General features: G+C 65.5%; 24 protein-coding genes. 11 read left to right on the top strand and 13 right to left on the bottom strand.

Annotation, left to right across the window (positions count from 1 at the left end; all coding sequences use genetic code 11):
• Positions 1-71: 71 nt before the first annotated feature.
• From GV068_RS17250 to GV068_RS17235, 4 genes are read left to right on the top strand one after another with little or no spacing between them, the layout of a single operon-like run.
• A complete protein-coding gene (locus GV068_RS17250; RefSeq protein ID WP_159700459.1) occupies positions 72-1130 on the top strand; it encodes an aminoglycoside phosphotransferase family protein in 1059 nt (352 codons plus the stop codon).
• A gap of 11 nt (positions 1131-1141) precedes the next feature.
• Complete coding sequence (gene murU / locus GV068_RS17245; RefSeq protein WP_159700456.1) at positions 1142-1861, top strand: N-acetylmuramate alpha-1-phosphate uridylyltransferase MurU; 720 nt, start codon at positions 1142-1144, stop codon at positions 1859-1861.
• The gene (locus tag GV068_RS17240) at positions 1858-3201 is read left to right on the top strand and encodes an aminopeptidase P N-terminal domain-containing protein (RefSeq protein WP_159700453.1); all 1344 of its coding nucleotides are present in this window, start codon (positions 1858-1860) and stop codon (positions 3199-3201) included. Before murU ends, GV068_RS17240 begins: the two co-directional genes overlap by 4 nt.
• Positions 3201-4349 (top strand): UbiH/UbiF/VisC/COQ6 family ubiquinone biosynthesis hydroxylase, encoded by a 1149-nt coding sequence (locus GV068_RS17235; protein WP_159700450.1) that lies wholly within the window; start codon positions 3201-3203, stop codon positions 4347-4349. The genes GV068_RS17240 and GV068_RS17235 overlap by 1 nt, the downstream gene beginning before the upstream one ends.
• A gap of 276 nt (positions 4350-4625) precedes the next feature.
• Here GV068_RS17235 and GV068_RS17230 read toward each other — a convergent pair whose 3' ends face one another.
• The 4 genes from GV068_RS17230 to GV068_RS17215 all read right to left on the bottom strand — a co-directional run bounded on the left by GV068_RS17230 (position 4626) and on the right by GV068_RS17215 (position 8062).
• Positions 4626-4850 (bottom strand): hypothetical protein, encoded by a 225-nt coding sequence (locus GV068_RS17230; protein ID WP_373888416.1) that lies wholly within the window; start codon positions 4848-4850, stop codon positions 4626-4628.
• Positions 4851-5131: 281 nt separating this feature from the next.
• The gene (locus tag GV068_RS17225; RefSeq protein WP_159700448.1) at positions 5132-6589 is read right to left on the bottom strand and encodes an NAD(P)(+) transhydrogenase (Re/Si-specific) subunit beta; all 1458 of its coding nucleotides are present in this window, start codon (positions 6587-6589) and stop codon (positions 5132-5134) included.
• Positions 6586-6927: an NAD(P) transhydrogenase subunit alpha gene (locus GV068_RS17220; protein ID WP_159700446.1), complete on the bottom strand. Its 342-nt coding sequence runs from the start codon at positions 6925-6927 to the stop codon at positions 6586-6588. Before GV068_RS17220 ends, GV068_RS17225 begins: the two co-directional genes overlap by 4 nt.
• 22 nt (positions 6928-6949) lie before the next feature.
• Positions 6950-8062 (bottom strand): Re/Si-specific NAD(P)(+) transhydrogenase subunit alpha, encoded by a 1113-nt coding sequence (locus GV068_RS17215; RefSeq protein ID WP_159700444.1) that lies wholly within the window; start codon positions 8060-8062, stop codon positions 6950-6952.
• Positions 8063-8310: 248 nt separating this feature from the next.
• On the opposite strand from GV068_RS17215, the gene GV068_RS17210 reads away from it, so the two are divergent.
• Both GV068_RS17210 and mnmA read left to right on the top strand, forming a co-directional pair.
• Positions 8311-8793 (top strand): NUDIX hydrolase, encoded by a 483-nt coding sequence (locus GV068_RS17210; protein WP_159700442.1) that lies wholly within the window; start codon positions 8311-8313, stop codon positions 8791-8793.
• 17 nt (positions 8794-8810) lie between these two features.
• Positions 8811-9914 (top strand): tRNA 2-thiouridine(34) synthase MnmA, encoded by a 1104-nt coding sequence (mnmA, locus tag GV068_RS17205; RefSeq protein WP_159700440.1) that lies wholly within the window; start codon positions 8811-8813, stop codon positions 9912-9914.
• Between the two features lie 33 nt (positions 9915-9947).
• Here the strand turns inward: mnmA and GV068_RS17200 are convergent, their stop codons facing one another.
• Positions 9948-11708: a bifunctional diguanylate cyclase/phosphodiesterase gene (locus GV068_RS17200; protein ID WP_159700438.1), complete on the bottom strand. Its 1761-nt coding sequence runs from the start codon at positions 11706-11708 to the stop codon at positions 9948-9950.
• Positions 11709-11861: 153 nt separating this feature from the next.
• Between GV068_RS17200 and GV068_RS17195 the strand changes: the two genes are divergently transcribed.
• On the top strand, positions 11862-12578 hold the full coding sequence (locus GV068_RS17195; protein ID WP_229464280.1) for a GAF domain-containing protein: 717 nt from the start codon (positions 11862-11864) through the stop codon (positions 12576-12578).
• A 25-nt stretch (positions 12579-12603) separates the two neighbouring features.
• On the opposite strand, the gene GV068_RS17190 is transcribed toward GV068_RS17195, so the two are convergent.
• From GV068_RS17190 to GV068_RS17175, 4 genes are all read right to left on the bottom strand, one after another.
• Complete coding sequence (locus tag GV068_RS17190; RefSeq protein WP_159700436.1) at positions 12604-13002, bottom strand: ANTAR domain-containing response regulator; 399 nt, start codon at positions 13000-13002, stop codon at positions 12604-12606.
• Between the two features lie 12 nt (positions 13003-13014).
• Positions 13015-13800, bottom strand: coding sequence for a 5'-3' exonuclease H3TH domain-containing protein (locus GV068_RS17185; protein WP_159700434.1), 786 nt, complete (start codon positions 13798-13800; stop codon positions 13015-13017).
• A 74-nt stretch (positions 13801-13874) separates the two neighbouring features.
• On the bottom strand, positions 13875-14579 hold the full coding sequence (locus GV068_RS17180) for a DUF4214 domain-containing protein (protein WP_159700432.1): 705 nt from the start codon (positions 14577-14579) through the stop codon (positions 13875-13877).
• 107 nt (positions 14580-14686) lie between these two features.
• Positions 14687-15355: a glutathione S-transferase family protein gene (locus tag GV068_RS17175; protein ID WP_159700430.1), complete on the bottom strand. Its 669-nt coding sequence runs from the start codon at positions 15353-15355 to the stop codon at positions 14687-14689.
• Between the two features lie 82 nt (positions 15356-15437).
• Between GV068_RS17175 and GV068_RS17170 the strand changes: the two genes are divergently transcribed.
• Positions 15438-16328: a DUF72 domain-containing protein gene (locus GV068_RS17170; RefSeq protein ID WP_159700428.1), complete on the top strand. Its 891-nt coding sequence runs from the start codon at positions 15438-15440 to the stop codon at positions 16326-16328.
• Positions 16329-16369: 41 nt separating this feature from the next.
• Complete coding sequence (locus tag GV068_RS17165; protein ID WP_159700426.1) at positions 16370-16744, top strand: hypothetical protein; 375 nt, start codon at positions 16370-16372, stop codon at positions 16742-16744.
• A gap of 6 nt (positions 16745-16750) precedes the next feature.
• Here the strand turns inward: GV068_RS17165 and GV068_RS17160 are convergent, their stop codons facing one another.
• Genes GV068_RS17160 through GV068_RS17150 form a run of 3 tightly spaced genes read right to left on the bottom strand, consistent with a single transcriptional unit; the run spans position 16751 to position 19192 of the window.
• On the bottom strand, positions 16751-17044 hold the full coding sequence (locus GV068_RS17160) for a DUF6587 family protein (protein WP_159700424.1): 294 nt from the start codon (positions 17042-17044) through the stop codon (positions 16751-16753).
• Between the two features lie 5 nt (positions 17045-17049).
• Positions 17050-18930, bottom strand: a complete 1881-nt coding sequence (locus GV068_RS17155; protein WP_159700422.1) for a ferrous iron transporter B — start codon at positions 18928-18930, stop codon at positions 17050-17052.
• A gap of 4 nt (positions 18931-18934) precedes the next feature.
• Complete coding sequence (locus tag GV068_RS17150; protein WP_159700420.1) at positions 18935-19192, bottom strand: FeoA family protein; 258 nt, start codon at positions 19190-19192, stop codon at positions 18935-18937.
• Positions 19193-19404: 212 nt separating this feature from the next.
• On the opposite strand from GV068_RS17150, the gene GV068_RS17145 reads away from it, so the two are divergent.
• Together GV068_RS17145 and bfr are read left to right on the top strand one after the other, a co-directional pair.
• Positions 19405-19614 (top strand): (2Fe-2S)-binding protein, encoded by a 210-nt coding sequence (locus tag GV068_RS17145; protein ID WP_159700418.1) that lies wholly within the window; start codon positions 19405-19407, stop codon positions 19612-19614.
• A 232-nt stretch (positions 19615-19846) separates the two neighbouring features.
• Complete coding sequence (gene bfr, locus GV068_RS17140; protein ID WP_159700416.1) at positions 19847-20317, top strand: bacterioferritin; 471 nt, start codon at positions 19847-19849, stop codon at positions 20315-20317.
• 145 nt (positions 20318-20462) lie between these two features.
• Here the strand turns inward: bfr and GV068_RS17135 are convergent, their stop codons facing one another.
• On the bottom strand, positions 20463-21383 hold the full coding sequence (locus GV068_RS17135; protein WP_159700413.1) for a PfkB family carbohydrate kinase: 921 nt from the start codon (positions 21381-21383) through the stop codon (positions 20463-20465).
• Between the last annotated feature and the right edge of the window lie 13 nt (positions 21384-21396).

The following is a 21396-nucleotide window of genomic DNA, read 5'->3' as shown; positions in this document are numbered from 1 at the left end:
GCGGTATTTTTGGAATGAATCCCTTATTATATGGGAATTACCTCAACCAACCGGATTCACCAGGCCGTTTCATGTCTTCTTTGTATCAAAATTCCTTCACTTCCGCGGACAAGGACGCGCGCCTGCAAGCTTTGACCGAATGGCTGGTCTCGACCGGCCTGGTGGATGTGGAAAGCGGCCGCCCGGCATCGTCGGATGCGAGTTTCCGCCGCTATTTCCGTTACGACGTTGTCCCAGAGATGCACGAGAAGCTGGGCGCCACGCTGGTCGCCATGGACGCCCCGCCGGAGCGCGAGAACGTGCCGGCCTTCATCCACGTGCAGGGCCTGCTGATGGATGCCGGCGTCACGGTGCCGTCGATCGTCGCGCGCAAGGTCGAAAGCGGCTTCCTGCTGCTGTCCGACCTCGGCGTGACCACCTACCTGCAGCGCCTGGATTCGGACAACGCCGCCTTCATGTACTCGGATGCGGTGGACGCCCTGCTCAAGTTCCAGCTCGCCAGCGAGCCGGGCAAGCTGCCGGAGTTCGACCGCGCCTTCGCGATGCGCGAGATGAACCTGTTCCCGGAGTGGTACATCAATCGCCACCTGAACGTGACCCTGGACGACAAGCAGCAGAAGCAGCTGGACGGCGTGTTCGAGGCGATCTGCAGCAACGTGCTGGCGCAGCAGCAGGTCTACATGCACCGCGATTTCCATTCGCGTAACCTGATGTGGCTCGAACAAGGCAACCCGGGCGTGCTGGACTTCCAGGACGCGGTCTACGGCCCGGTCACCTACGACCTCGGCTCGCTGCTGCGCGACGCCTACATCCAGTGGGACGAAGAGATCGTGCTGGATTGGGTGGTGCGCTACTGGCAGAGCGCCAAGCAGGTCGGCCTGCCGGTGAACCCGGACATCGACGCCTTCTACCGCGACTTCGAATTCATGGCCCTGCAGCGCCACCTGAAAATCCTCGGCATCTTCTGCCGCCTCAACTACCGCGACAGCAAGCCGATCTACATGGGCGACCTGCCGACGGTGATGGATTACGTGCGCCGCACCGCCAACCGCTACACCGAACTGAAACCGCTGATCCGCCTGCTCGACGCGCTCGAGGACAAGGCGCCGGCGGTGGGCTACACCTTCTGAACGGAACGCCGATGAAAGCGATGATTTTCGCCGCCGGCCGCGGCGAGCGCATGCGCCCGCTCACGGACGCCTGCCCCAAGCCGCTGCTCAAGGTGCGCGGCCGCCCGATGATCACCTACCACGTGCTTAACCTGGTGCGGGCGGGGATCAAGGACATCGTCATCAACCACTCGCACCTCGGCCACATGATCGAGGAAGAGCTGGGCGATGGCAGCAAATACGGCGCGCGCATCGTCTATTCGCACGAACCGGCTCCGCTGGAAACCGCGGGCGGCATCGCGAACGCCCTGCACCTGCTGGGCGACGAGCCTTTCCTGGCTGTGTCGGGCGACATCTACGCGCCCTACTTCGATTTTTCCCAGGTGGTCGACGTCCTGAAGGACAAGGACATGCTGGGCATCCCCTACCCGCCGGACAAGCGCGACATCGCCTGGCTGTGGCTGACGCCGAATCCCTGGCACAACCCGGAGGGTGACTTCGCGCTCGACATGTACACCCTGCGCAACGACGGCCCGACCAAGTGGAACTTCGCTGGCATCGGCGTTTACCGCCCCGAGATGTTCGACGGGATCAAGGCCGGCGACTTCGTCAAGTTCGGTCCCCTGATGCGCAAGTTCATCGAGCAGGGCCGCGTCGGCGGCGAGCTGTACGAAGGCCAGTGGGTCAACGTCGGCACCGCGCAGCAGCTGGAAGAACTGAACGCGCCGCTGGCGGCCAAGACGGGGTCATGACCGCCACGGCCGGCGCTTATATCGAACGCCGTGCGCGCCTGGCTGCGCGCATGGAACCGGGATCGGTCGCGGTGCTGGCCACCGCGCCGGAAGTGCTGCGCAACGGCGACAGCGACTACCCCTACCGGCACGACAGCCATTTCTATTACCTGACCGGCTTCACCGAGCCGGAAGCGGTGCTGGTATTGCTTGCCCCTGTCGGCGAGCAGCCGGCGCGTTCGATCCTGTTCTGCCGTGACAAGAACCTCGAGCGCGAGATCTGGGACGGCTACCGCTACGGGCCGGAAGCGGCGCGGACCGAATTCGGCTTCGACGAGGCCTATCCGATCGACGAACTCGATGCGCAGATGGCGAAGCTCCTGGCGAACGTGCCGGCGCTGTACTACGCGCTGGGCCATAGCGCCGCGCTCGACGCCCAAGTGAGCAGCTGGCTCAAGGCGGTGCGCGCCCAGGGCCGCAGCGGCATCGCGGCGCCCGCCTCCGCCCACCACCTGCTCGGCATCCTCGACGAGATGCGCCTGTTGAAGGATGCGGGCGAGCAAAGCGCGATGGCGCGCGCCTGCAGCATCGCTGCGGCCGCGCACGCACGCGCGATGCGCTTCACGCGTCCCGGCGTGTTCGAATACGAGATCGAGGCCGAGCTGCTGCACGAATTCCGCCGCAATGGCGCCCAGTTCCCGGCCTATACCCCGATCGTCGCGTCCGGCGCCAATGCCTGCGTCCTGCACTACAACCAGAACAATCGCCAATGCCGCGAGGGCGAGCTGGTGCTGGTCGACGCCGGCTGCGAACTGGATGGCTACGCCTCCGACATCACGCGCACCTGGCCGGTGAACGGCCGCTTCAGCGCCGCGCAGAAGGCCTTGTACGAACTGGTGCTGCAGGCGCAGGACGCGGCCTTCGCCGCCATCGTCCCTGGCCGGCCCTACAGCTGCATGCACGAGGCGGCGGTGCAGGTGCTCGCAGCCGGCATGCTGGATCTCGGCCTGCTCGACAAGGCGAAGTATGCTTCCGCCGAGGATGCGATCGCCGGCAAGGCGCACCTGCAGTTCTACATGCACGGCACCGGCCACTGGCTCGGGATGGACGTGCACGACGTCGGAACCTACCGCGACCTGAGCGTGGCCGAGCGCCCTTCGCGCCCCCTGCTGCCCGGCATGGCGCTGACCGTGGAACCGGGCATCTACGTGCGTCCGGCCGAAGGCGTGCCGGAGGCGTTCTGGAACATCGGCATTCGCATCGAGGACGACGTCATCGTCCTTGATAAAGGCTGCCGTGTACTCTCCAGCGACGCGCCGAAAGGCGTGGCCGAGATTGAACAACTGATGGAGAAGCGCTGATGGCGGGCGAAGTGCTGGATGTCGATGTGGCGATCTGCGGCGCGGGCCCGGTCGGCCTGGCGCTGGCGGCGCACCTGGCGCGCCGCGGCATCGATGGCAAACGTATCGCCCTCATCGACGGCAAGTCGCTGGGCCAGGCGATCACGGACCCGCGCTCGATCGCCCTGTCCTGGGGCAGCGTGCAGCTACTGGAAGAAGTGCGGGCCTGGCCGCTGCCGGCGACGCCGATCCACGAGATCCACGTCTCGCGCCGCGGCCAGCTGGGCCGCAGCCTGATGGACCGCGCCGAGCACAAGCTGCCGGCGCTGGGCTACGTTGCACGCTATGGCGACGTGGTGGACGCGCTGGCGCGCGCCTGCGACAAGGCCGGCGTGCAGACCCTGCGTCCCGCGCGCGTCGATTCCTTCGATGAACAAGCCGATGGCGTACACCTGCGCCTGGACGACGGCCGCAGCGTATTCGCGCAGGTGGCGGTACAAGCCGAGGGCGGCGTCTTCGGCCAGCAGGACAGCAAGGCCCAGCAGCGCGACTACGGCCAGACCGCCCTGATCGCGCGCGTGAGCGTGAGCGAACCGATCGCACACCGCGCTTTCGAGCGCTTCACCGACGAAGGCCCGCTGGCCCTGCTGCCGCAGGACGGCGGCGACGGCCACCAGTACGCCCTGGTGTGGTGCATGACGCCCGAGCGCGCGACAAGCATCCAGATGCTCGACGACGACGCCTTCCTTGTCGCGCTGGGCGACGCCTTCGGCGCCCGCCTCGGCAAATTCACGTCGGCCTCCCCTCGCGTCGCCTTCCCCTTGGGCCTGAACGCCGAAGCGCGCGCAACGGCCCGCACGGTCGCCATCGGCAACGCCGCCCAAACCCTGCACCCGGTGGCCGGCCAGGGCCTGAACCTCGGCCTGCGCGACGCCACCGTGCTGGCGCGCCAGTTCGCCCGCGGCGCCGGACCGGAAGCCGTCGACGCCTTCATGAGCGAACGCGCGAACGACCGCCGCCTGACCATCAGCCTAACCGACACCATGGCACGCGCCTTCATCGGCGGCGGCCCACTCCAGCCTCTGCTGGGCCTGTCCCTCGCAGCCCTCGACCTCGTCAAACCCGCCCGCCTGCTCCTCGCCGACCTGATGATGTTCGGCCGCCGCTAATCCCAACAATTGGGGTCAGAGTCGAATTATTCGCCAAGATCCTCAGATCATCTGGCCATGATCAATTGATCGTAATCCGAACCAATTGACCCGAAGATCAAGCCCAACAATTCGACTCTGACCCTAATTTTCCAGACCAGAAACCTCACCCAATCCAATTAGGGTCAGTGTCGAATTATTTGCCAAGAACCCTGAAACAACCGACCACGCGCCATTTTTCATGGCTGCGCGCCAGATCGATCGATCAATTGGTCAACAATTTGACTCTGACCCTCATTAGGGAGCGAGGCGCTCGACGGTGTTTCGTTTGGGCGTAGCGTCTTCGTGGAACAGGTCGGCCAGATATTCAGCCAAGCCGTCTTCGCTTATATCAGGAGGGACGATGAAATCGGCGGGACGGCGTGTCCCGTCGTTGCCTGGATAGAAGGCAAGCCAGAATCCTGGCTTGCCCCGGATCACAATGAGCTTGCCAAACACCTTGAAGCGCAGTTCATCCATCATTGAATAAATAGGGTCAGAGTCGAATTATTGGCCAAGAATTTCGGATCAGTTGAGGAGGCGCCATGTTTCTTGAAGCGGCGACTGATCGTCGGATCAATTGGCAAACAATTCGACTCTGACCCTAGCTCGGATCAATTGATCCATCGATGGATAAATAGGGTCAGAGTCGAATTATTGGCCAAGAATCCTGGATCAGTTGAGGAGGCGCCCTGTTTCATGCAAGCGCGACTGATCGTTGGATCACTTGGCGAATAATTCGACTCTGACCCCATTTAACTTGATTACTCGACGGCCTTGACCATCGATTCGATCACCTTCTTGGCGTCACCGAAGACCATCATCGTGTTCGGCTGGTAGAACAGGTCGTTGTCCAGGCCGGCGTAGCCAGAGGCCATCGAGCGCTTGTTGACGATGATGCTTTTTGCCTTGTAGGCCTCGAGGATGGGCATGCCGGCGATCGGGGATTTCGGGTCCTTCGCGGCCGGGTTCACCACGTCGTTCGCACCCAGCACCAGCACCACGTCGGTCTGGCCGAATTCGCCGTTGATGTCTTCCATTTCGACCACCTGGTCATACGGCACCTCGGCCTCTGCCAGGAGCACGTTCATGTGGCCGGGCATGCGTCCCGCTACCGGGTGGATCGCGTAGCGCACCTGCACGCCGTGCTCGGTCAGCTTGTCGACCAGTTCCTTCACCGAGTGCTGGGCGCGCGCCACCGCCAGGCCGTAGCCGGGGACGATGATCACGGATTCCGCATTCTGCAGGATGAAGGCGGCGTCGTCGGCCGAGCCGGACTTCACCGGGCGCTGCTCTTTCGCGGCGCCGTCATCCACGGAAGCCTCGCCGCCGAAGCCGCCCAGGATCACGTTGAAGAAGGAGCGGTTCATCGCCTTGCACATGATGTACGAAAGGATCGCGCCGCTCGATCCCACCAGCGAGCCGGCGATGATCAGCATTGAGTTGTTCAGCGAGAAGCCGATGCCGGCCGCCGCCCAGCCCGAGTAAGAGTTCAGCATCGACACCACCACCGGCATGTCGGCGCCGCCGATCGGGATGATGATCAGGACGCCCAGCAGGAAGGACAGCGCGGCCATGATGATGAAGGGCGTCCACGCGGGCGCCACGTCATCCGAGAAGCAGAACACCAGCCCCAGCGCGATGATCGCGATCGCCAATACCAGGTTGAGGATGTGCTGCCCGGCGAAGCGCACCGGTGCGCCCTGGAACAGGCGGAATTTGTATTTGCCCGACAGCTTGCCGAAGGCGATCACCGAACCCGAAAAGGTCACCGCGCCCACAAAGGTGCCGATGAACAGTTCGAGCCGGTTCCCGAAAGGCAGTGCGCCGCCGCGCTCGGCGATGTTGAAGGCCCAGGGCTCGGACACCGCGGCGATCGCGATGCACACCGCGGCCAGGCCGATCAGCGAGTGCATCGCGGCCACCAGCTCCGGCATCTTGGTCATCTCGACCTTCTTCGCCGCCACCGCGCCGATCGCGCCGCCCACTACCACGCCCAGCAGCACCAGGCTGAAACCCATGCCGCTGCCGGTGGCCAGTTCCGCCTGCAGCTTGAACATCAGGGCGATGGTGGTGACGACCGCGATCGCCATGCCGGCCATGCCGAAGGTGTTCCCGATGCGCGCCGTCGACGGCGAGGACAGGCCTTTCAGGGCCTGGATGAAGCAGACCGACGCCACCAGGTAGAGCAGCGTCACGACGTTCATGCTGATGAAGTTCATGCCCGCTCCTCCGCGCCAGTCGCTTTCGCGGCCGCCTCGCCCGGGCGCTTCGGCTCCTTCTTCTTGAACATCTCGAGCATGCGGCGCGTGACCATGAAGCCGCCGAAGACGTTCACCGCGGCCAGCGCCACCGCCAGGGTGCCGGATACCTGCCCGGCCAGGCCTTCGGTCAGGCCGGCGGCCAGCATGGCGCCGACGATGATGATGGCCGAGATCGCGTTGGTCACCGCCATCAGCGGCGTGTGCAGCGCGGGGGTGACGTTCCAGACCACGTGGTAGCCGACGTAGATCGCCAGTACGAAGATGATCAGGTTGATGATGGTGTGGCTGATATCCATGCTTCGCTCCTCGTCTCCGTTTTTATGTCCTGAGCACCGCGCCGTCCGCGCACACCAGCGTGGCGCGCACGATCTCGTCCTCGCGGTCGATCACGAGCCTGTCTTCCTTGTCGATCACCAGCTTGAGGAAGTCCAGCACGTTGCGCGCGTACAGGGCCGAGGCGTCGGCCGGCACCAGGGACGCCAGGTTCGGCTCGCCGATGATGTGCACCCCGTGCTTGATCACGGTGTGGCCCAGTTCCGTCAGCGGGCAGTTGCCGCCCTGTTCGATCGCCATGTCGACGATCACCGAGCCCGGCTTCATTGCCTTGACCGTCTCTTCGCGGATCAGGATTGGCGCCTGGCGCCCCGGGATCAGGGCGGTGGTGATGATGATGTCGGCCTGCTTGGCGCGCTCGTGCACCAGCGCCGCCTGGCGCTGCATCCACGCGGCCGGCATCGGGCGCGCGTAGCCGCCCACGCCCTTGGCGATCTCGCGCTCCTCGTCGGTCTCGTAGGGCACGTCGATGAACTTGGCGCCGAGCGACTCCACCTGTTCCTTCACCGGCGGGCGCACGTCGGAAGCTTCGATCACGGCCCCCAGACGCTTGGCGGTGGCAATCGCCTGCAGGCCGGCCACGCCGACGCCCATGATCAGCACACGCGCGGCCTTGACCGTGCCGGCCGCCGTCATCAGCATCGGCATGAAGCGTCCGTAGGTGTTCGCGGCCAGCAGCACGGCCTTGTAGCCGGCGATGTTGGCCTGGCTGGACAGCACGTCCATCGACTGCGCGCGCGTGATGCGCGGCGCGGCTTCCAGGGCAAACGCGGTCAGGCCAGCGCCGGCCAGGGCGGCCAGGTTTTCGGTATCGAAGGGGTTCAGCATGCCGACCAGGACGCTGCCGGGCCGCATGCGCGAGCGCTCGGCGCCATCGGGACTGCGCACCTTGAGCACCATGTCGGCCCCGAGCGCACTGGCGCCGTCGACGATGGTGGCGCCGGCCGCCTCATACGCGGCGTCGGGGTAGGAAGCGCGCACGCCGGCCCCGGCTTCGACCAGGATCTCGTGCTTCGCAGCCAGTTTCTTGACGGTTTCGGGAGTTGCAGCGACGCGGGTCTCGCCCGGCCTTGTCTCGGCCGGTATGCCAATTCTCATGAATCCCTCCGTTCAGTGGACACATCTGTCCACAATCTACCATGTAATTACGGCAATTGCTCGACAACAAATACTAAAAAATCAATATTCGATTGTGGCGAAAACGCGGCAAAGCCACCAGCGTCACAGATGCATTGTTTGCAATGAATCAAGGCCATTTAACGACAGGCAAGCGCACTGGAGTGGGCATGGATGAGCAGAGGTGCCCGCTGTCAAGGTAGAATACCGGCTCATTTTCAAGGACGCGCATGACCGATATCTTCAAACCATCCGTGACCGTCGCCGCGATCATCGAGCGCGATGGACGTTTCCTGCTGATCGAGGAAGAGACGAGCGAAGGCGTGAAGCTGAACCAGCCGGCCGGGCACCTCGATCCCCACGAGTCGCTCGAGCAGGCGGTCATCCGTGAATCGCTTGAAGAAACCGCACACGAATTCATCCCGACCGCGCTGGTGGGGATGTACATGTCGCGCTACCATTCGAAATCGCGCGGCACCGACGTTACCTACCTGCGCTTCACCTTCTGCGGCCACGCCGGCCGCGAGCTGGACCAGCCGCTCGACGACGGCATCCTGCGCACCCTGTGGATGACGCGTGACGAGATCGCAGCCACGGCCGACCGCCACCGCAGCCCGATCGTGCTGCAGTGCGTGGACGACTACCTGGCCGGCCACCGCACCCCGCTGCACCTGCTGTACACCCATCCTTCGGTGTTCGAAGGCGGGATTTAAAGAATACGGAATCTGAAATGAGCAAGAAAAAAGTCGTGATCGGGATGTCGGGCGGTGTCGACTCCTCGGTCGCGGCGTGGATGCTGAAGGAACAGGGCTACGAAGTCATCGGCCTGTTCATGAAGAACTGGGAAGACGACGACGATTCGGAATACTGCTCGACCCGCCAGGACTGGATCGACGCGGCCAGCGTGGCCGACGTGGTCGGCGTGGACATCGAGGCCGTCAACTTCGCCGCCGAATACAAGGACCGCGTGTTCGCGGAATTCCTGCGCGAGTACCAGGCCGGCCGCACCCCGAACCCGGACGTGCTGTGCAACGCCGAGATCAAGTTCAAGGCCTTCCTCGACCATGCGATGAAGCTGGGCGCCGACCTGATCGCGACCGGCCACTATGCGCGCGTGCGCGAGAACGACGGCCGCTTCGAACTGCTCAAAGCCTTCGACCACACCAAGGACCAGAGCTACTTCCTGCACCGCCTGAACCAGGCCCAGCTCTCGAAGTCGCTGTTCCCGCTGGGCGAGATCCCGAAGACGGAAGTGCGCAAGATCGCCGAACGCCTGGGCCTGCCCAACGCGCAGAAGAAGGACTCGACCGGGATCTGCTTCATCGGCGAGCGTCCCTTCCGTGATTTCCTGAACCGGTACCTAGCGCACAAGCCGGGCCCGATGAAACTCGACACCGGCGAAACCGTGGGCGAGCACATCGGCCTCTCCTTTTATACCCTGGGCCAGCGCAAGGGCATCGGCATCGGCGGCCTGAAGTCGCGCAAGAATGCGGACGGCACCAGCGAGCCGTGGTTCGTGGCGCGCAAGGACGTCGCCAGCAACACCCTGTACATCGTGCAGGGCCACGACCACCCGTGGCTGCTGTCGCCGCACCTGGAAGCGGGACAGGCCAGCTGGGTCGCGGGCGAGGCGCCCGTCAGTGGAAAAGCACTGTCGGCCAAGACCCGCTATCGCCAGGCCGACGTGGCCTGCACGGTGAACGCCGACGGCTTGGCGCGCTTCGCGCTCGATTTCACGGATCCGCAGTGGGCGGTGACGCCGGGCCAGTCGGCCGTGCTCTATGACGGCGACGTGTGCCTGGGCGGCGGCATCATCGACAGCAAGGCGGAATAAGCTGGTAGCGGGCGGCGCGTCCGCCCGTGCCCATCAGCGCGCCGCCAGCCAGGCGGCCAGCGCCTCCGGCGCCATCGGGCGCCCGTAGAAGTAACCCTGCGCCTCGTCGCAGTCCGCCGCGCGCAGCAGCGCCGCCACCTCTTCCGTCTCCACCCCTTCCGCCACCACCCGGTGGCCGAGGTCGTGCGACAGCTTGATCATGGTCGTCACCAGCGCATGGGTGCGCTCGTCCTTCTCCATGCCGCGCACGAAAGACTGGTCGATCTTGACCACGTCGGCCGGCATGTCCTGCAGGTAGGACAGGCTGCTGTAGCCGGTGCCGAAATCGTCGATCGCGATCTTGACTCCGCCCTCGGCCAGGCGCGCCATGGTGTCCTGCGCGGCGCGTGGTTTACGCATCAGCGCACTTTCCGTCATCTCCAGCGCCAGGCAGGCCGGGTCCAGTCCGTGGCGCGCCAGGCCATCCAGCACGCGCTCGCAGAAATCGGGTTCTTCCAGGTTCACCGCCGACACGTTGACCGCCACCTGCAGCGTCACGCCCTCGGCATGCCAGGCCGCCAGCTGGCGCAGCGCGGCGGCCAGCACCCATTCGGTGGTGGCGCGCGCCAGCGAGGTGGTTTCGGCGATCGGCATGAATTCGCCCGGCCCGATCGGGCCGGCTTCCGGGTGGGTCCAGCGCAGCAGGGCTTCCACGCCGAAGCAGCTGCCGTCGCGCAGCGAGACCTTGGGCTGGAAGACCAGGTGCAGTTCTTCCGGCTCTGCCAGCGCGCGTCCCAGTTCGCTGATCAGCCAGAAGCGGTGGCGGTAGGCGGCGTCCTGCTCGGCCGAGTACACGCGCAGGCCGGACTCGGCGTCGCGCGCATCGTGGGCGGCGCTGTGCAGGTTGCGCAGCACGTCGAGCGGCGCGTCCTGGCCGACCGCGAGGCGCACGAGGCCCACGGTGGCGGTGGTGAGAAAGGCCGCCTGGCCCATCGGCGTGCGTTCGGACAGCCAGGACATCAGCTGGCCGCTGAAGCGCACCAGCGAGTGGCCGAGCGGCGCCAGGAAGGCGAACTGGGTGGGACCGACGTGGTAGACCTTGCCGCCGCCGGCGAGGCGGCGCAGGTCCGGCGCCGCGGCGCGCACGATGTCGTCGAGCCAGGCGCTGCCCATCACGCGCATGGCGTCGCTCAGTTCTTCCGGCGTGGCGAGGCTGACCAGGGCCGCCAGCTGGGGCTCGCCCTCGGCCATGACCAGGGACAGGTCGCGCACGTCGCTCACGAACTGGTTACGGTTGGGCAGGCCGCTGACCGGATCGATCCGGCCCAGCGCATGCTGCAGCTCGATCTGCGCCATCACCATCGCCGCCAGGTCGGTCAGCGTGGCGCGTTCCCCGTCGGTGACGGCGCGCGGCTCGGTCCCGAGCACGCACATCGCCCCCAGGCAGTGGCCGGCCTTGGTGACCAGCGGCGCGCCGAGATAGAAGCGGATCCCGCTCTCGGCCAGCGGACTGTCGCGGAAGCACTCGCTCTCCAGCAGGTCCGGCACTTCCAGCATGCGGCCGCTGTCCGCCACCGCCGCGCAGGGCGCCTTCAGGCGCGGGATCGTGCTGTGCTCGACGCCCACCTTCGACTTGAACCACTGGCGGTCGGTATCCGTCAGCGAGACCGCGGCAATCGGTAGCTGGAACAGCTGTGCGGCCATGCGGGTGATGCGGTCGAAGGCTTCGCTGGGAGCGGTATCGAGCAGTTCAAGCTGGCGCAGGGTTTCCAGGCGGCTGGCTTCTTGGAGTGGCAGGTGGTACGGTGCATTCATGGGGCGGCCTTGGCAGTCGCACACCTCGATGGCGCACGTATTTATCGGAAGTGACGATTATAGACCGATTTTTGGGAATAGTGATGCTTGTTGTCAATTTTTTGACATATAAATACGCATTTCCGTCAAATATTGTCGAGTTTCGGATAGAATGTGCCCATCGAACGACACGTAAGCAAGAACATGATCAAGGAAGATCCCGTCCTGACGACGCGCGAAGCTGCCGAGCTGCTGGGCATTGCCGTCAGCACCGCGCAGATATGGATGGAAAGCGGCGCCCTGCCGGCCTGGAAGACGCCGGGCGGGCATCGCCGCGTGCGCCTGAGCGCGGTGCGCCAGCTGCAGGCGCAGCAACAGGCCGCGCCGCCCGCGCCGCCGGTCAGCGCCGCGCCCGCGCCCGCCGTGGAAGCGGCGCCGTCCTTCGAGCCGCCATCGAGCCATGCCCTGCTCGACACGCCGCGCGAGGAAGTCTTCGAGCGCCTGGTGCGGCTGGCCGCCCACGCGACCGAGTGCCCGATCGCCCTGATCACGGTGTTGGCCGGGCAGCGCCAGTGGTTCAAGGCGCGCGTCGGGATCGCACTGCAGGAGACGCCGCGCGACTGGGCCTTCTGTAACGGGGCGCTGGCCACCGGCGCGCTGTTCGTGGTGGGCGATGCGGCAAGCGACGCGCGCTTCGCCGCCAACCCGCTGGTGACGCGGGAACCGCACATCCGCTTCTATGCCGGGGTGCCGCTGGAAGATGCGCAGGGACGCCGCTTCGGCACCCTGTGCGTGCTGGACCGCGAACCGCGCCGCCTGCGCGCGCGCGAAACCCGCGCGCTGCAGGAACTGGCGGAGATCGCGTCGGACGAAGTGAAGCGGCGCGGCTGAAAGTTTGCCTGCGCTGCGCGGAAAATCAGTCTGCGTTGCCGGAGGCCGCCTGCTGTTTGCGCACCACCGCGATCACGGTATTGCGGATGGTCTTCAGCACGGCGTCGGCCTTGAAGGGCTTGACGATGAAGCCGTGCACGCCGCGCCCGATGGCGTCCTGAATCGCGCCCGCGTCCAGCGTGCCGGAGACCATGAAGACCATCGCCTTCGGCAGCTGGGCGCGCAGTTCCTCCACCACCCGGCTGCCGTCCTCGACCTGTTCGCGCGCGATGCAGACGATCTGCGGGCGGTGCTTCATCGCCTGCACCAGCGCCGCATGGCCGGTATGGGTTTGCGCGACGACGTCGTAGCCGCCGTCCAGCAGCACGGTATTGAGCAGGCCGCGCGAAATGGCGCTGCCGTCCACGATCAATGCCTTCAGCATCGGCTCTTTCCTTCAATGTGATTCATAGGCCAGCATGTTCCAGGTGACGCCGAGGCGCATGTCGAGCTTGAGCGCCACCAGGCAGCGCGAGATCTCGAGTATCTCACGCTCCGCGCGCAGCCTCTCGCCCAGCGGCGTCTTGAGGATGCCGGCGCCGGCCACCACGGCGTCCAGGCTGCCGTAGGCGTTGAGCAGGCGCGCCGCGGTCTTCATGCCGATTTTCGAGACGCCCGGCACGCCGTCGGTCGGGTCGCCCATCAGCGCCAGCAGGTCGTGCAGCAGTTCCGGCGCCACGCCGAAGCGCTGGCGCACCCAGGCGTCGTCGTGCCACTCGTTCTTGAAATGGTCCCACACCAGCGCGCCATGGGCGACCAGCACATGCAGGTCCTTGTCGGTGGTCGCGACGATGGCCTCGCCCCGCGCCTCGTTCAGCCAGCGCATGACGCCGGTGGCGATCACGTCGTCGGCCTCGACCTCGGGTATGGCCAGCACCTGCAGGCCGGCCTGGCGCAGGCGCTCGTGAAACTCCGGCAGCGCCTCGCGCAGCGGCGCCGGCATCGCGGCGCGGCCCTCGCGGTAGCGCGGATACAGCGCGTGGCGCCAATTCGGGCCGCCGTAGTCGAAGGCCGCCAGCACGTGGGTCGGCGCATGCGTTTCCAGCACGTTGCGGAAGGACGAAAAAGCGTGGCGCAGGGCGATGCTGGCCTTCAGGTCGGAGTCCGGTTCGGGGCTGGCTTCGTAGACGCGGCGCACGATGTTCAGGCCATCGATCGCGAGCAGCTTTCCCTGTTTGCTCATGGTGGTGCGGTGTACGGGATGGTGGCGGCGCCGCCATGATAAACCGGGCGGCGCACGGCGCAAAGCGCGAAGGCTTAGCCCCGCGTGATCGCCGCCAGGGCCTCGTCGACCAGCGCGCGCAGCTCGGCGTCGGTGGTAGCGGCGCTGACCTTGGCCAGCACCTGGCGCAGCGCGGCGACCCCGCTGTCGCGCTGGTAGGCCGCCATCCGTTCCGGGGTGTCGAGGGCGGCGGTGAAGGCGACCGCCAGGTCGGTCTTGCGGTCGAAGGCCTGCAGGTCGGCCAGGGCCGCGCCGGCCAGCAGGGCCACCGGTATCTGCCCGCGCCGGAGCGCGCCGCTGGACAGCGCGCCGGACCAGTAGGCCAGGCCGCCCGGATCGGGATCGCGGTTGAACAGGTTGCGGTACATCGCCGTCACCGCCGCGGCGTCGCTGCCCGAATACAGCGCGACCGCTTCCGGGCTCTCGGCCAGGCTGTCGAGCACCTGGCGCACGCCGTTCTCGACGCCGTAGCGGAAGTAAGCGGCGCCCATGTCCATCGGCAGCGCGGCCTGACGGCTGACGTCCGCGAAGTAAGCCAGGCCGGCAGGTTCCGCGGCGCGGCCCAGGTAAGCCAGATAGAGTTGCTGCGCGATCCGCTCGTGGTCCACCTGCGAGACCGGCACCGGCGTCAGGGTGCGCGCCGGGGACGCGGCTTCCTGCTCCACGCCGCCGCAACCCGCAAGGGCGCAGGCGACGGCAAGCGCCAGCAGGGGGTGACGGGATGACGGCAGGACAAACATGGCGGCTCCGGGTTGGATGAAGCCGTCATTATGCCTGCGTGCATTACCAAATAGCTAACAGATAGTGCTATTTTGTAAAACTTGTGGCGAAAACGCCGCGACCCGGTTCAGGCGTAGTCGTACTTGCCGCCCCGTTCGAGCGCGCGTGCATAGGCCGGACGCGCATGGATCCTTTGCAGGAAGGCGCTCAGCTTCGGGTACTGGCTGCCCAGTCCCCCGCGCGAGGCGGCCGCCTCCAATGCAAAGCTCATCTGGATGTCGGCGGCGCTGAACTCCTCGCCAGCGAACCAGGTCGACTTGCCCAGCTCGGCTTCCAGGAAGTCGAGCTGGCTACGGATATTCGGCAGCACGAAACTGTCCTTCACCTTGCGTGCGATCGCGCGCGCGATCGGCTTGGCGAAGAAGGGCATGGGGCCGTTCTCGACCTTGTCGAACACCAGCTTCATCAACAGCGGCGACATGGCCGAGCCCTCGGCGAAGTGCAGGAAATAGGTGTAGCGCAGGCGCTCCGGGGTGCCGACAGCAGGCACCAGGCGCCCATTTCCATAGCGGCCGGTGAGGTATTCGACGATGGCGCCGGATTCGGCCACGACCAGGCCGTCATCGCTGATCACCGGCGACTTGCCGAGCGGGTGCACGGCCTTGAGTTCGGGCGGCGCCAGCATGGTCTTGGGATCGCGCTGGTACTTCTTGATCTCGTAGTCGAGCCCGAGCTCCTCGAGCAGCCACAGGATGCGCTGCGAGCGCGAATTGTTCAGGTGGTGGACGACGATCATGGGCGTATCAGTAGAGTTCGACAGGACGCCAGCTTAGCATGTTGTGCGCCTGCCAACGGACCCGGCCGCTATCCTTGGTCCCATGAATGGATCGGTCTACATCGGCATCTCCGGCTGGCGCTACGTGCCCTGGCGCGGCGTGTTCTATCCCAAGGGCCTGGCCCAGCACCGCGAGCTCGAATACGCGGCAGGCCAGTTGCCGAGCATCGAGATCAACGGCTCTTTCTATTCGCTGCAGCGGCCCGAATCCTACGCCGCCTGGCACGCGGCGACGCCGCCCGGCTTCGTGTTCGCGGTCAAGGGCAACCGCTTCCTCACCCACATGCTCAAGCTGAAGGACATCGAAGGCCCGCTGGCCAACGTGCTGGCCTCCGGTGTGTTCGAGCTGCGCGACAAGCTCGGGCCTTTCCTGTGGCAGTTCCCGCCGGTGATGAAATTCGACCCGCAGCGCTTCGAGCACTTCCTGTCGCTGCTGCCCCAGGATACCGACAGCGCCCTGGAGCTCGCGCGCCAGTACCAGCCGCGCATGGAGGGCCGGGTCTCGCTCGATGCGGGGCCCAATCGGCCGCTGCGCCACGCGGTCGAGATCCGCCACGAGAGCTTCATGGATCCTGCCTTCATCGCCATGCTGCGGCGCTATAAGGTGGCGCTGGTGGTGGCCGACACCGCCGGCCGCTGGCCGCTGTGCGAAGACGTGACGGCGGACTTCGTCTACATCCGCCTGCACGGCGACAAGGAGCTGTATGCGAGCGGCTATGGGGATGAGGCGATCGCCGCCTGGGCCGCGCGCATCCACGCCTGGCGCCAGGGCAGACAGCCGCAAGGCGCGCGCCTGGTTTCAAACGTGGCGCCGCCCAGGAAGAAGGCGCGCGACGTCTACTGCTACTTCGACAACGACATCAAGGTGCATGCACCCTACGATGCCAGGCGCCTGATCGCGGCGGTAGAGACAATGGCGGCGCCGAAGGACTAGAATGGAAGTCCACCCATGCAGTGCTTGACCAGGAGGCTATGATGAAAGTGCTTCGCGTCTGTACCGCTGTTACCACCCTGCTGTTCTCCACCACCCTGTTCGCCGCCGACAGCGCCCCATTGAGGACGGTGAACGGCATGCTCGTCGACAGCGCCGGCATGACGGTCTACACCTATGACAAGGACACACCGAACAGCGGCAAGAGCAGCTGCGTCGCCACCTGCGCCAAGAACTGGCCTCCGGTGATGGCGGAGGGTACGCCGGCCGCGCCCTACTCCGTCGTCACGCGCGAGGATGGCGGCAAGCAGCTGGCGCACAAGGGCAAACCCCTGTACACCTTCGTCAAGGACAAGAAAGCGGGAGAAAAGACCGGTGACGGCGTCGGCGGCGCCTGGCACGTAGTCGCCGGTGACTAGCTGCGGCTAGCGGCGCTGGTGGATCTTGATGACCTTGCCGTTGCCCTTGCCGGGCGGCGGCGCGGGCTCGGCCGGCCCGCAGGTATTGCAGCTGCTGCAGCCGCTGCCGCCAGTGCTGCCGCTGCCGCAGCTGGCCGAGGTGTCCAGCCACTTCACGAGCCAGGCCGCGGGCGCCGACTGACCGTCGTCTTTCGACAGGCGATGCACGATGGCGCGGCGCCAGCTCTCCGGCAGGTACTTGGCGCCGATATACAACGCGGCCAGCGCGACGATGATTCCTGTCACCAGTTCCTGCCACATGCGCGTCAAGCTCCCGTGAAGTACAAGGCCGTGCGGTAGACGATGAAGGCGGCCACGTAGGCCAGGCTGAACATGTAGCCCGCCATGATCCAGGCGTAGCGGCGGCTGCCGGTTTCGCGCGCCACCGTGGCCAAGGTCGGCAGGCAGTGCGGCGCGTAGACGTACCAGGTAAGGAGCGACAGGCCGGTGGCCAGCGACCAGGACTGGGCGATCAGCGGCGCCAGGGTATTGCCGACTTCATCGCCGCCCGACAGCGCATACACCTGGCCGAGGGCGCCGACCGCGACTTCGCGCGCGGCCATGCCCGGCACCAGGGCGATCGCGATCTCCCAGCCGAAGCCGATCGGGGCCAGGATGACTTCCAGGGCGCGGCCGATCATGCCGGCCACGCTGTAGTAGACCGGCGGATGGGTCGCGCCTTCCGGTGCGCCCGGGAAGCTCGACAGCACCCACAGCATGACCATCATGGCCAGGATCAGGGTGCCGACCCGTTTCAGGAAGATCTTGGCGCGCTCCCACAGGCCGGTCGCCAGGGCGCGCGGCTGCGGCCAGTGGTAGGCCGGCAGCTCCATCATCAAGGCATGCTGCTTGTAGTCGCTGCGGCGCTTCATGAACCAGGCCACCGCCATCGCGCTCAGGATGCCGGCCATGTACAGCACGAACAGCACCAGGCCCTGCAGGTTCATCAGGCCGCCCACTTCCCGGTCCGGGATGAAGGCGGCGATCAGCAAGGCGTACACGGGCAGGCGCGCCGAGCAGGTCATGAGGGGCGCGATCATGATGGTCACCAGGCGGTCGCGCGGGTTCTGGATGGTGCGCGCGGCCATGATGCCGGGAATCGCGCAGGCGAACGAAGACAGGAGCGGCAGGAAGGCGCGGCCCGACAGGCCGACGCTGCCCATGATGCGGTCCAGCAGGAAGGCGGCGCGCGGCAGGTAGCCCACGTCCTCCAGCAGCAGGATGAAGAAGAACAGGATCAGGATCTGCGGCAGGAACACCAGCACGCTGCCGACGCCGGCGATGATGCCGTCCACGATCAGGCTGTGCAGCACGCCTTCGCCCAGCAGCAGGCCGACCCGTTCGCCAAGGGCGCCGACGCCGGCCTCGATCAGGTCCATCGGCATGCCGGCCCAGCTGAACACGGCCTGGAAGATCAGGAACATCAGGGCCGCCAGAATGACCGGGCCCAGCACCGGGTGCAGCACGAGGTTGTCGATCTTCTCGGTCAGGTTGCCGCGGTCGGCGCCGGCAGAGACGGCAAGCTCGAGGATGCGGCGCACGTCGCGCTGGGTGTCCTCGACCGGCACCGCGTCGATCGCCGACAGCGGATTCGGTTGCACGGGCGCGCCGAAGCTCATGCGGTCGAGCTCGGCCAGCAGGGCCTCCTCGCCGCCGGTCTGGATAGCGACGGTTTCGACCACCGGCATGCCCAGTTCGCGCGCCAGGACGGCGGTATCGATGGCGATGCCGCGCTTCTTCGCGACGTCGACCATGTTCAGCACCAGCACCATCGGCAGGCCGAGGCGCTTGAGTTCGAGCACCATGCGCAGGTTGAGGCGCAAATTGGTCGCGTTGACCACGCACAGGACCGCGTCGGGCGCGGATTCGCCCGCGCGCAGGCCGGCCACCACGTCGCGCGTGATGGCTTCGTCCGGCGTCTGGGCACTCAGGCTGTAGGCGCCGGGCAGGTCGAGCACGCGAAATGCGCGGCCACCGGGCGAGGTAAAACTGCCTTCCTTGCGTTCGATGGTCACGCCGGCGTAGTTTGCGACCTTCTGGCGCGAACCGGTCAGGCGATTGAAGAGTGCGGTCTTGCCGCAGTTGGGATTGCCGAGCAGTGCGACCAGGGGCGTGCGCGACGCCACCTGTTGTTCCATGACACCCATTCGCTTATTCCGGCTTGATCGACACGAGGGCCGCTTCGAAGCGGCGCAGCGCGAAGGTCGACTCGCCGACCTTGACGGCCAGCGGGCCGCCCAGCACGCGCTTGAGCACGCGGATACGCTCGCCCGGCACGAAACCGAGTTCCATCAGGCGACGCTGGACGTCGAAGCCACCCTGCTGCGCAGGCGGCGCCAGGTGGATCACGGTGCCGCTCTGGCCGGGCTGCAGGGCGTCGAGCGTGGTGAGGGAAGGAGCTAAAGTCATGGTCGCGTCCGGTATGTGTAGCGCTGATGAGACAGATACTTAGCATCATAAACCTAAATGCGAATTATTTCTATTTGCGCTTTGATCACACCACAAAGAAAGATCACGCGAACACAAAATTCCTGTTGCAAACGGGGCCGAGTTTATGGAGAATAGAACACGAATGAGATTGATTCTCATTTAAATGCCAAGTTATCAAGGAACCCGAAGCGATGATCGTTTGTGTCTGCAATAACATCTCCGACCGTGAAATCCGCCAGGCGGTCGACCTCGGCATCACCTCGGTGGCCGAACTGCGCAAGGAACTCGGCGTCGGCACCATGTGCGGCAAGTGCGTCAGCTATGCACGCGAAGTCCTGCACGAACACGTCGAGAGCAAGACCACCATCACCGAAGTGCGCCGCATCCCGCAAGCGGCCTGAGCTGTACCAGATCTCTCTCCTGGCCCCGCGATGCGGGGCTTTTTTTCGCCCGTTCGGCGGGGACTGAGAAGCGTTTTCAGAGTGGACTGAGAACGCTTTTCATTCCCGCGCTTTTCTCGCTTTTTTGCACGATTTCGAGGGCTTTTTTCGTCTTTTTAAGCGATTTTGGCCCGAATCCGGATGGCTTGTTTGCTATCATGGAGCCCATTCAAAAACATCAAGGGCATCCCACATGAAAGGCGACCAGAACGTTCTTCGTCTGCTCAACGCACAGCTGACCAACGAACTCACCGCGATCAACCAGTACTTCCTGCATGCACGCATGTACCGTCACTGGGGCTTCGGCAAGCTGGCCAAGAAGGAGTACGACGAATCGATCGGCGAGATGAAGCACGCCGACAAGCTGATCGACCGCATCCTGATGCTGGATGGCCTGCCGAACCTGCAGGCGCTGCACAAGCTGCTCATCGGTGAATCGACGCAAGAGATGCTGGAATGCGACCTCAAGCTGGAGCGCGGGGCCCAGGTGACGGTCAAGGAAGGCATCGCGGCAGCGGAAGCGGCGGCGGATTACGTGACGCGCGATTTGTTCCTGATGATCCTCGAGGATACCGAGGAGCATATCGAATGGCTGGAAACGCAGTTGGATCTGATCGTGAAGGTGGGGATTCAGAACTATCTGCAGAGCCAGATCAGCGAGTAAGGCAGTTCTGCGTAAACTTGGATCCCGGCCTGCGCCGGGATGACGGTTTGAAGGCTAGCTAAGCAAATTTGGCCAACACAAGTTGAACCGTCGTTCCGGCGAAGGCCGGAACCCAATTTTGTGTGCGGAGACCTAGTGCTTCAAATTACCGCCACTTCTTCATCCACTGATCGTAAAACCCCAGATCCCGCGGCACCGCCCCCGGTATCGCGCAGATCGCCCCCGCGAACTCGTTGGCGCGCGCCAGGCTGACGTCCAGCGGCCAGCCCCGCATCTTCCCCAGCAGGAAAATCGCCGAGAAGGCATCCCCCGCCCCCACCGTATCGATGACGAAGGGCGGCGCCGGGGTATCGCGGGTAATCAGGACCTGGCCGTCCGCGCCGAAGTACACCGAGCCGCGGTGGCCCAGCGTGACGATCAGGGCGTCGAGCGAGAACATCTGCAGCAGCGCCTGGCAGGAGGCGTGCACCTCTTCGGCCGCCAGCGCCGGATCTTCCGGCTTGATCTGGAAGTACCAGCCGAACATCGCCTGCAGTTCTTCCTCGTTGACCTTGGCGATATTGGCCGCCTGCAGCGAACGGGTGACGACGCGTTCATCCACCTGGCCGTCGCGCAGGTTCAGGTCGAGGTAGCGCAGCGCCCCCGTGGTCTCCACCAGCGCGTTCAGGGTGGAACGCGAACGCTCGTTGCGCTGGGCCAGGGTGCCGAAATAGAAGATGCCCGGATCCGCCGCTTCCATCGCCGCCTGGGCCGCCTCGCGCTCGATGAAGTCGTAGGCCTGGTTCGGCAGGATCGTGAAGCGGTGGCCGCGCGCGCCGCGCTCGACCAGCACGCGCCCGGTCTCCTCGATGGCATCGAGCTGCAGCCCGGCTTCGCTCATGGCGAAGCGCTCGAACTCCGCGCGCACCGCGGCGCCCGGCTTGTCGTTGCCGATGCGGGTGATCATCAGCTGCGGCGCCATGAAGGCGGCCAGGTGGCGCGCCACGTTGAATGGCGCGCCGCCGACCACCTGCTCGGTGCTGAAGTCGTCGACCAGGGCCTCGCCGTAGACGGCCGTGGTCGCCATGGGGTTGGCGGCC

Source organism: Massilia sp. 9I (assembly GCF_902506415.1).
In the GTDB taxonomy this organism is placed as follows: domain Bacteria; phylum Pseudomonadota; class Gammaproteobacteria; order Burkholderiales; family Burkholderiaceae_D; genus Telluria.
This window is presented reverse-complemented; position numbering and strand designations above follow the sequence as displayed.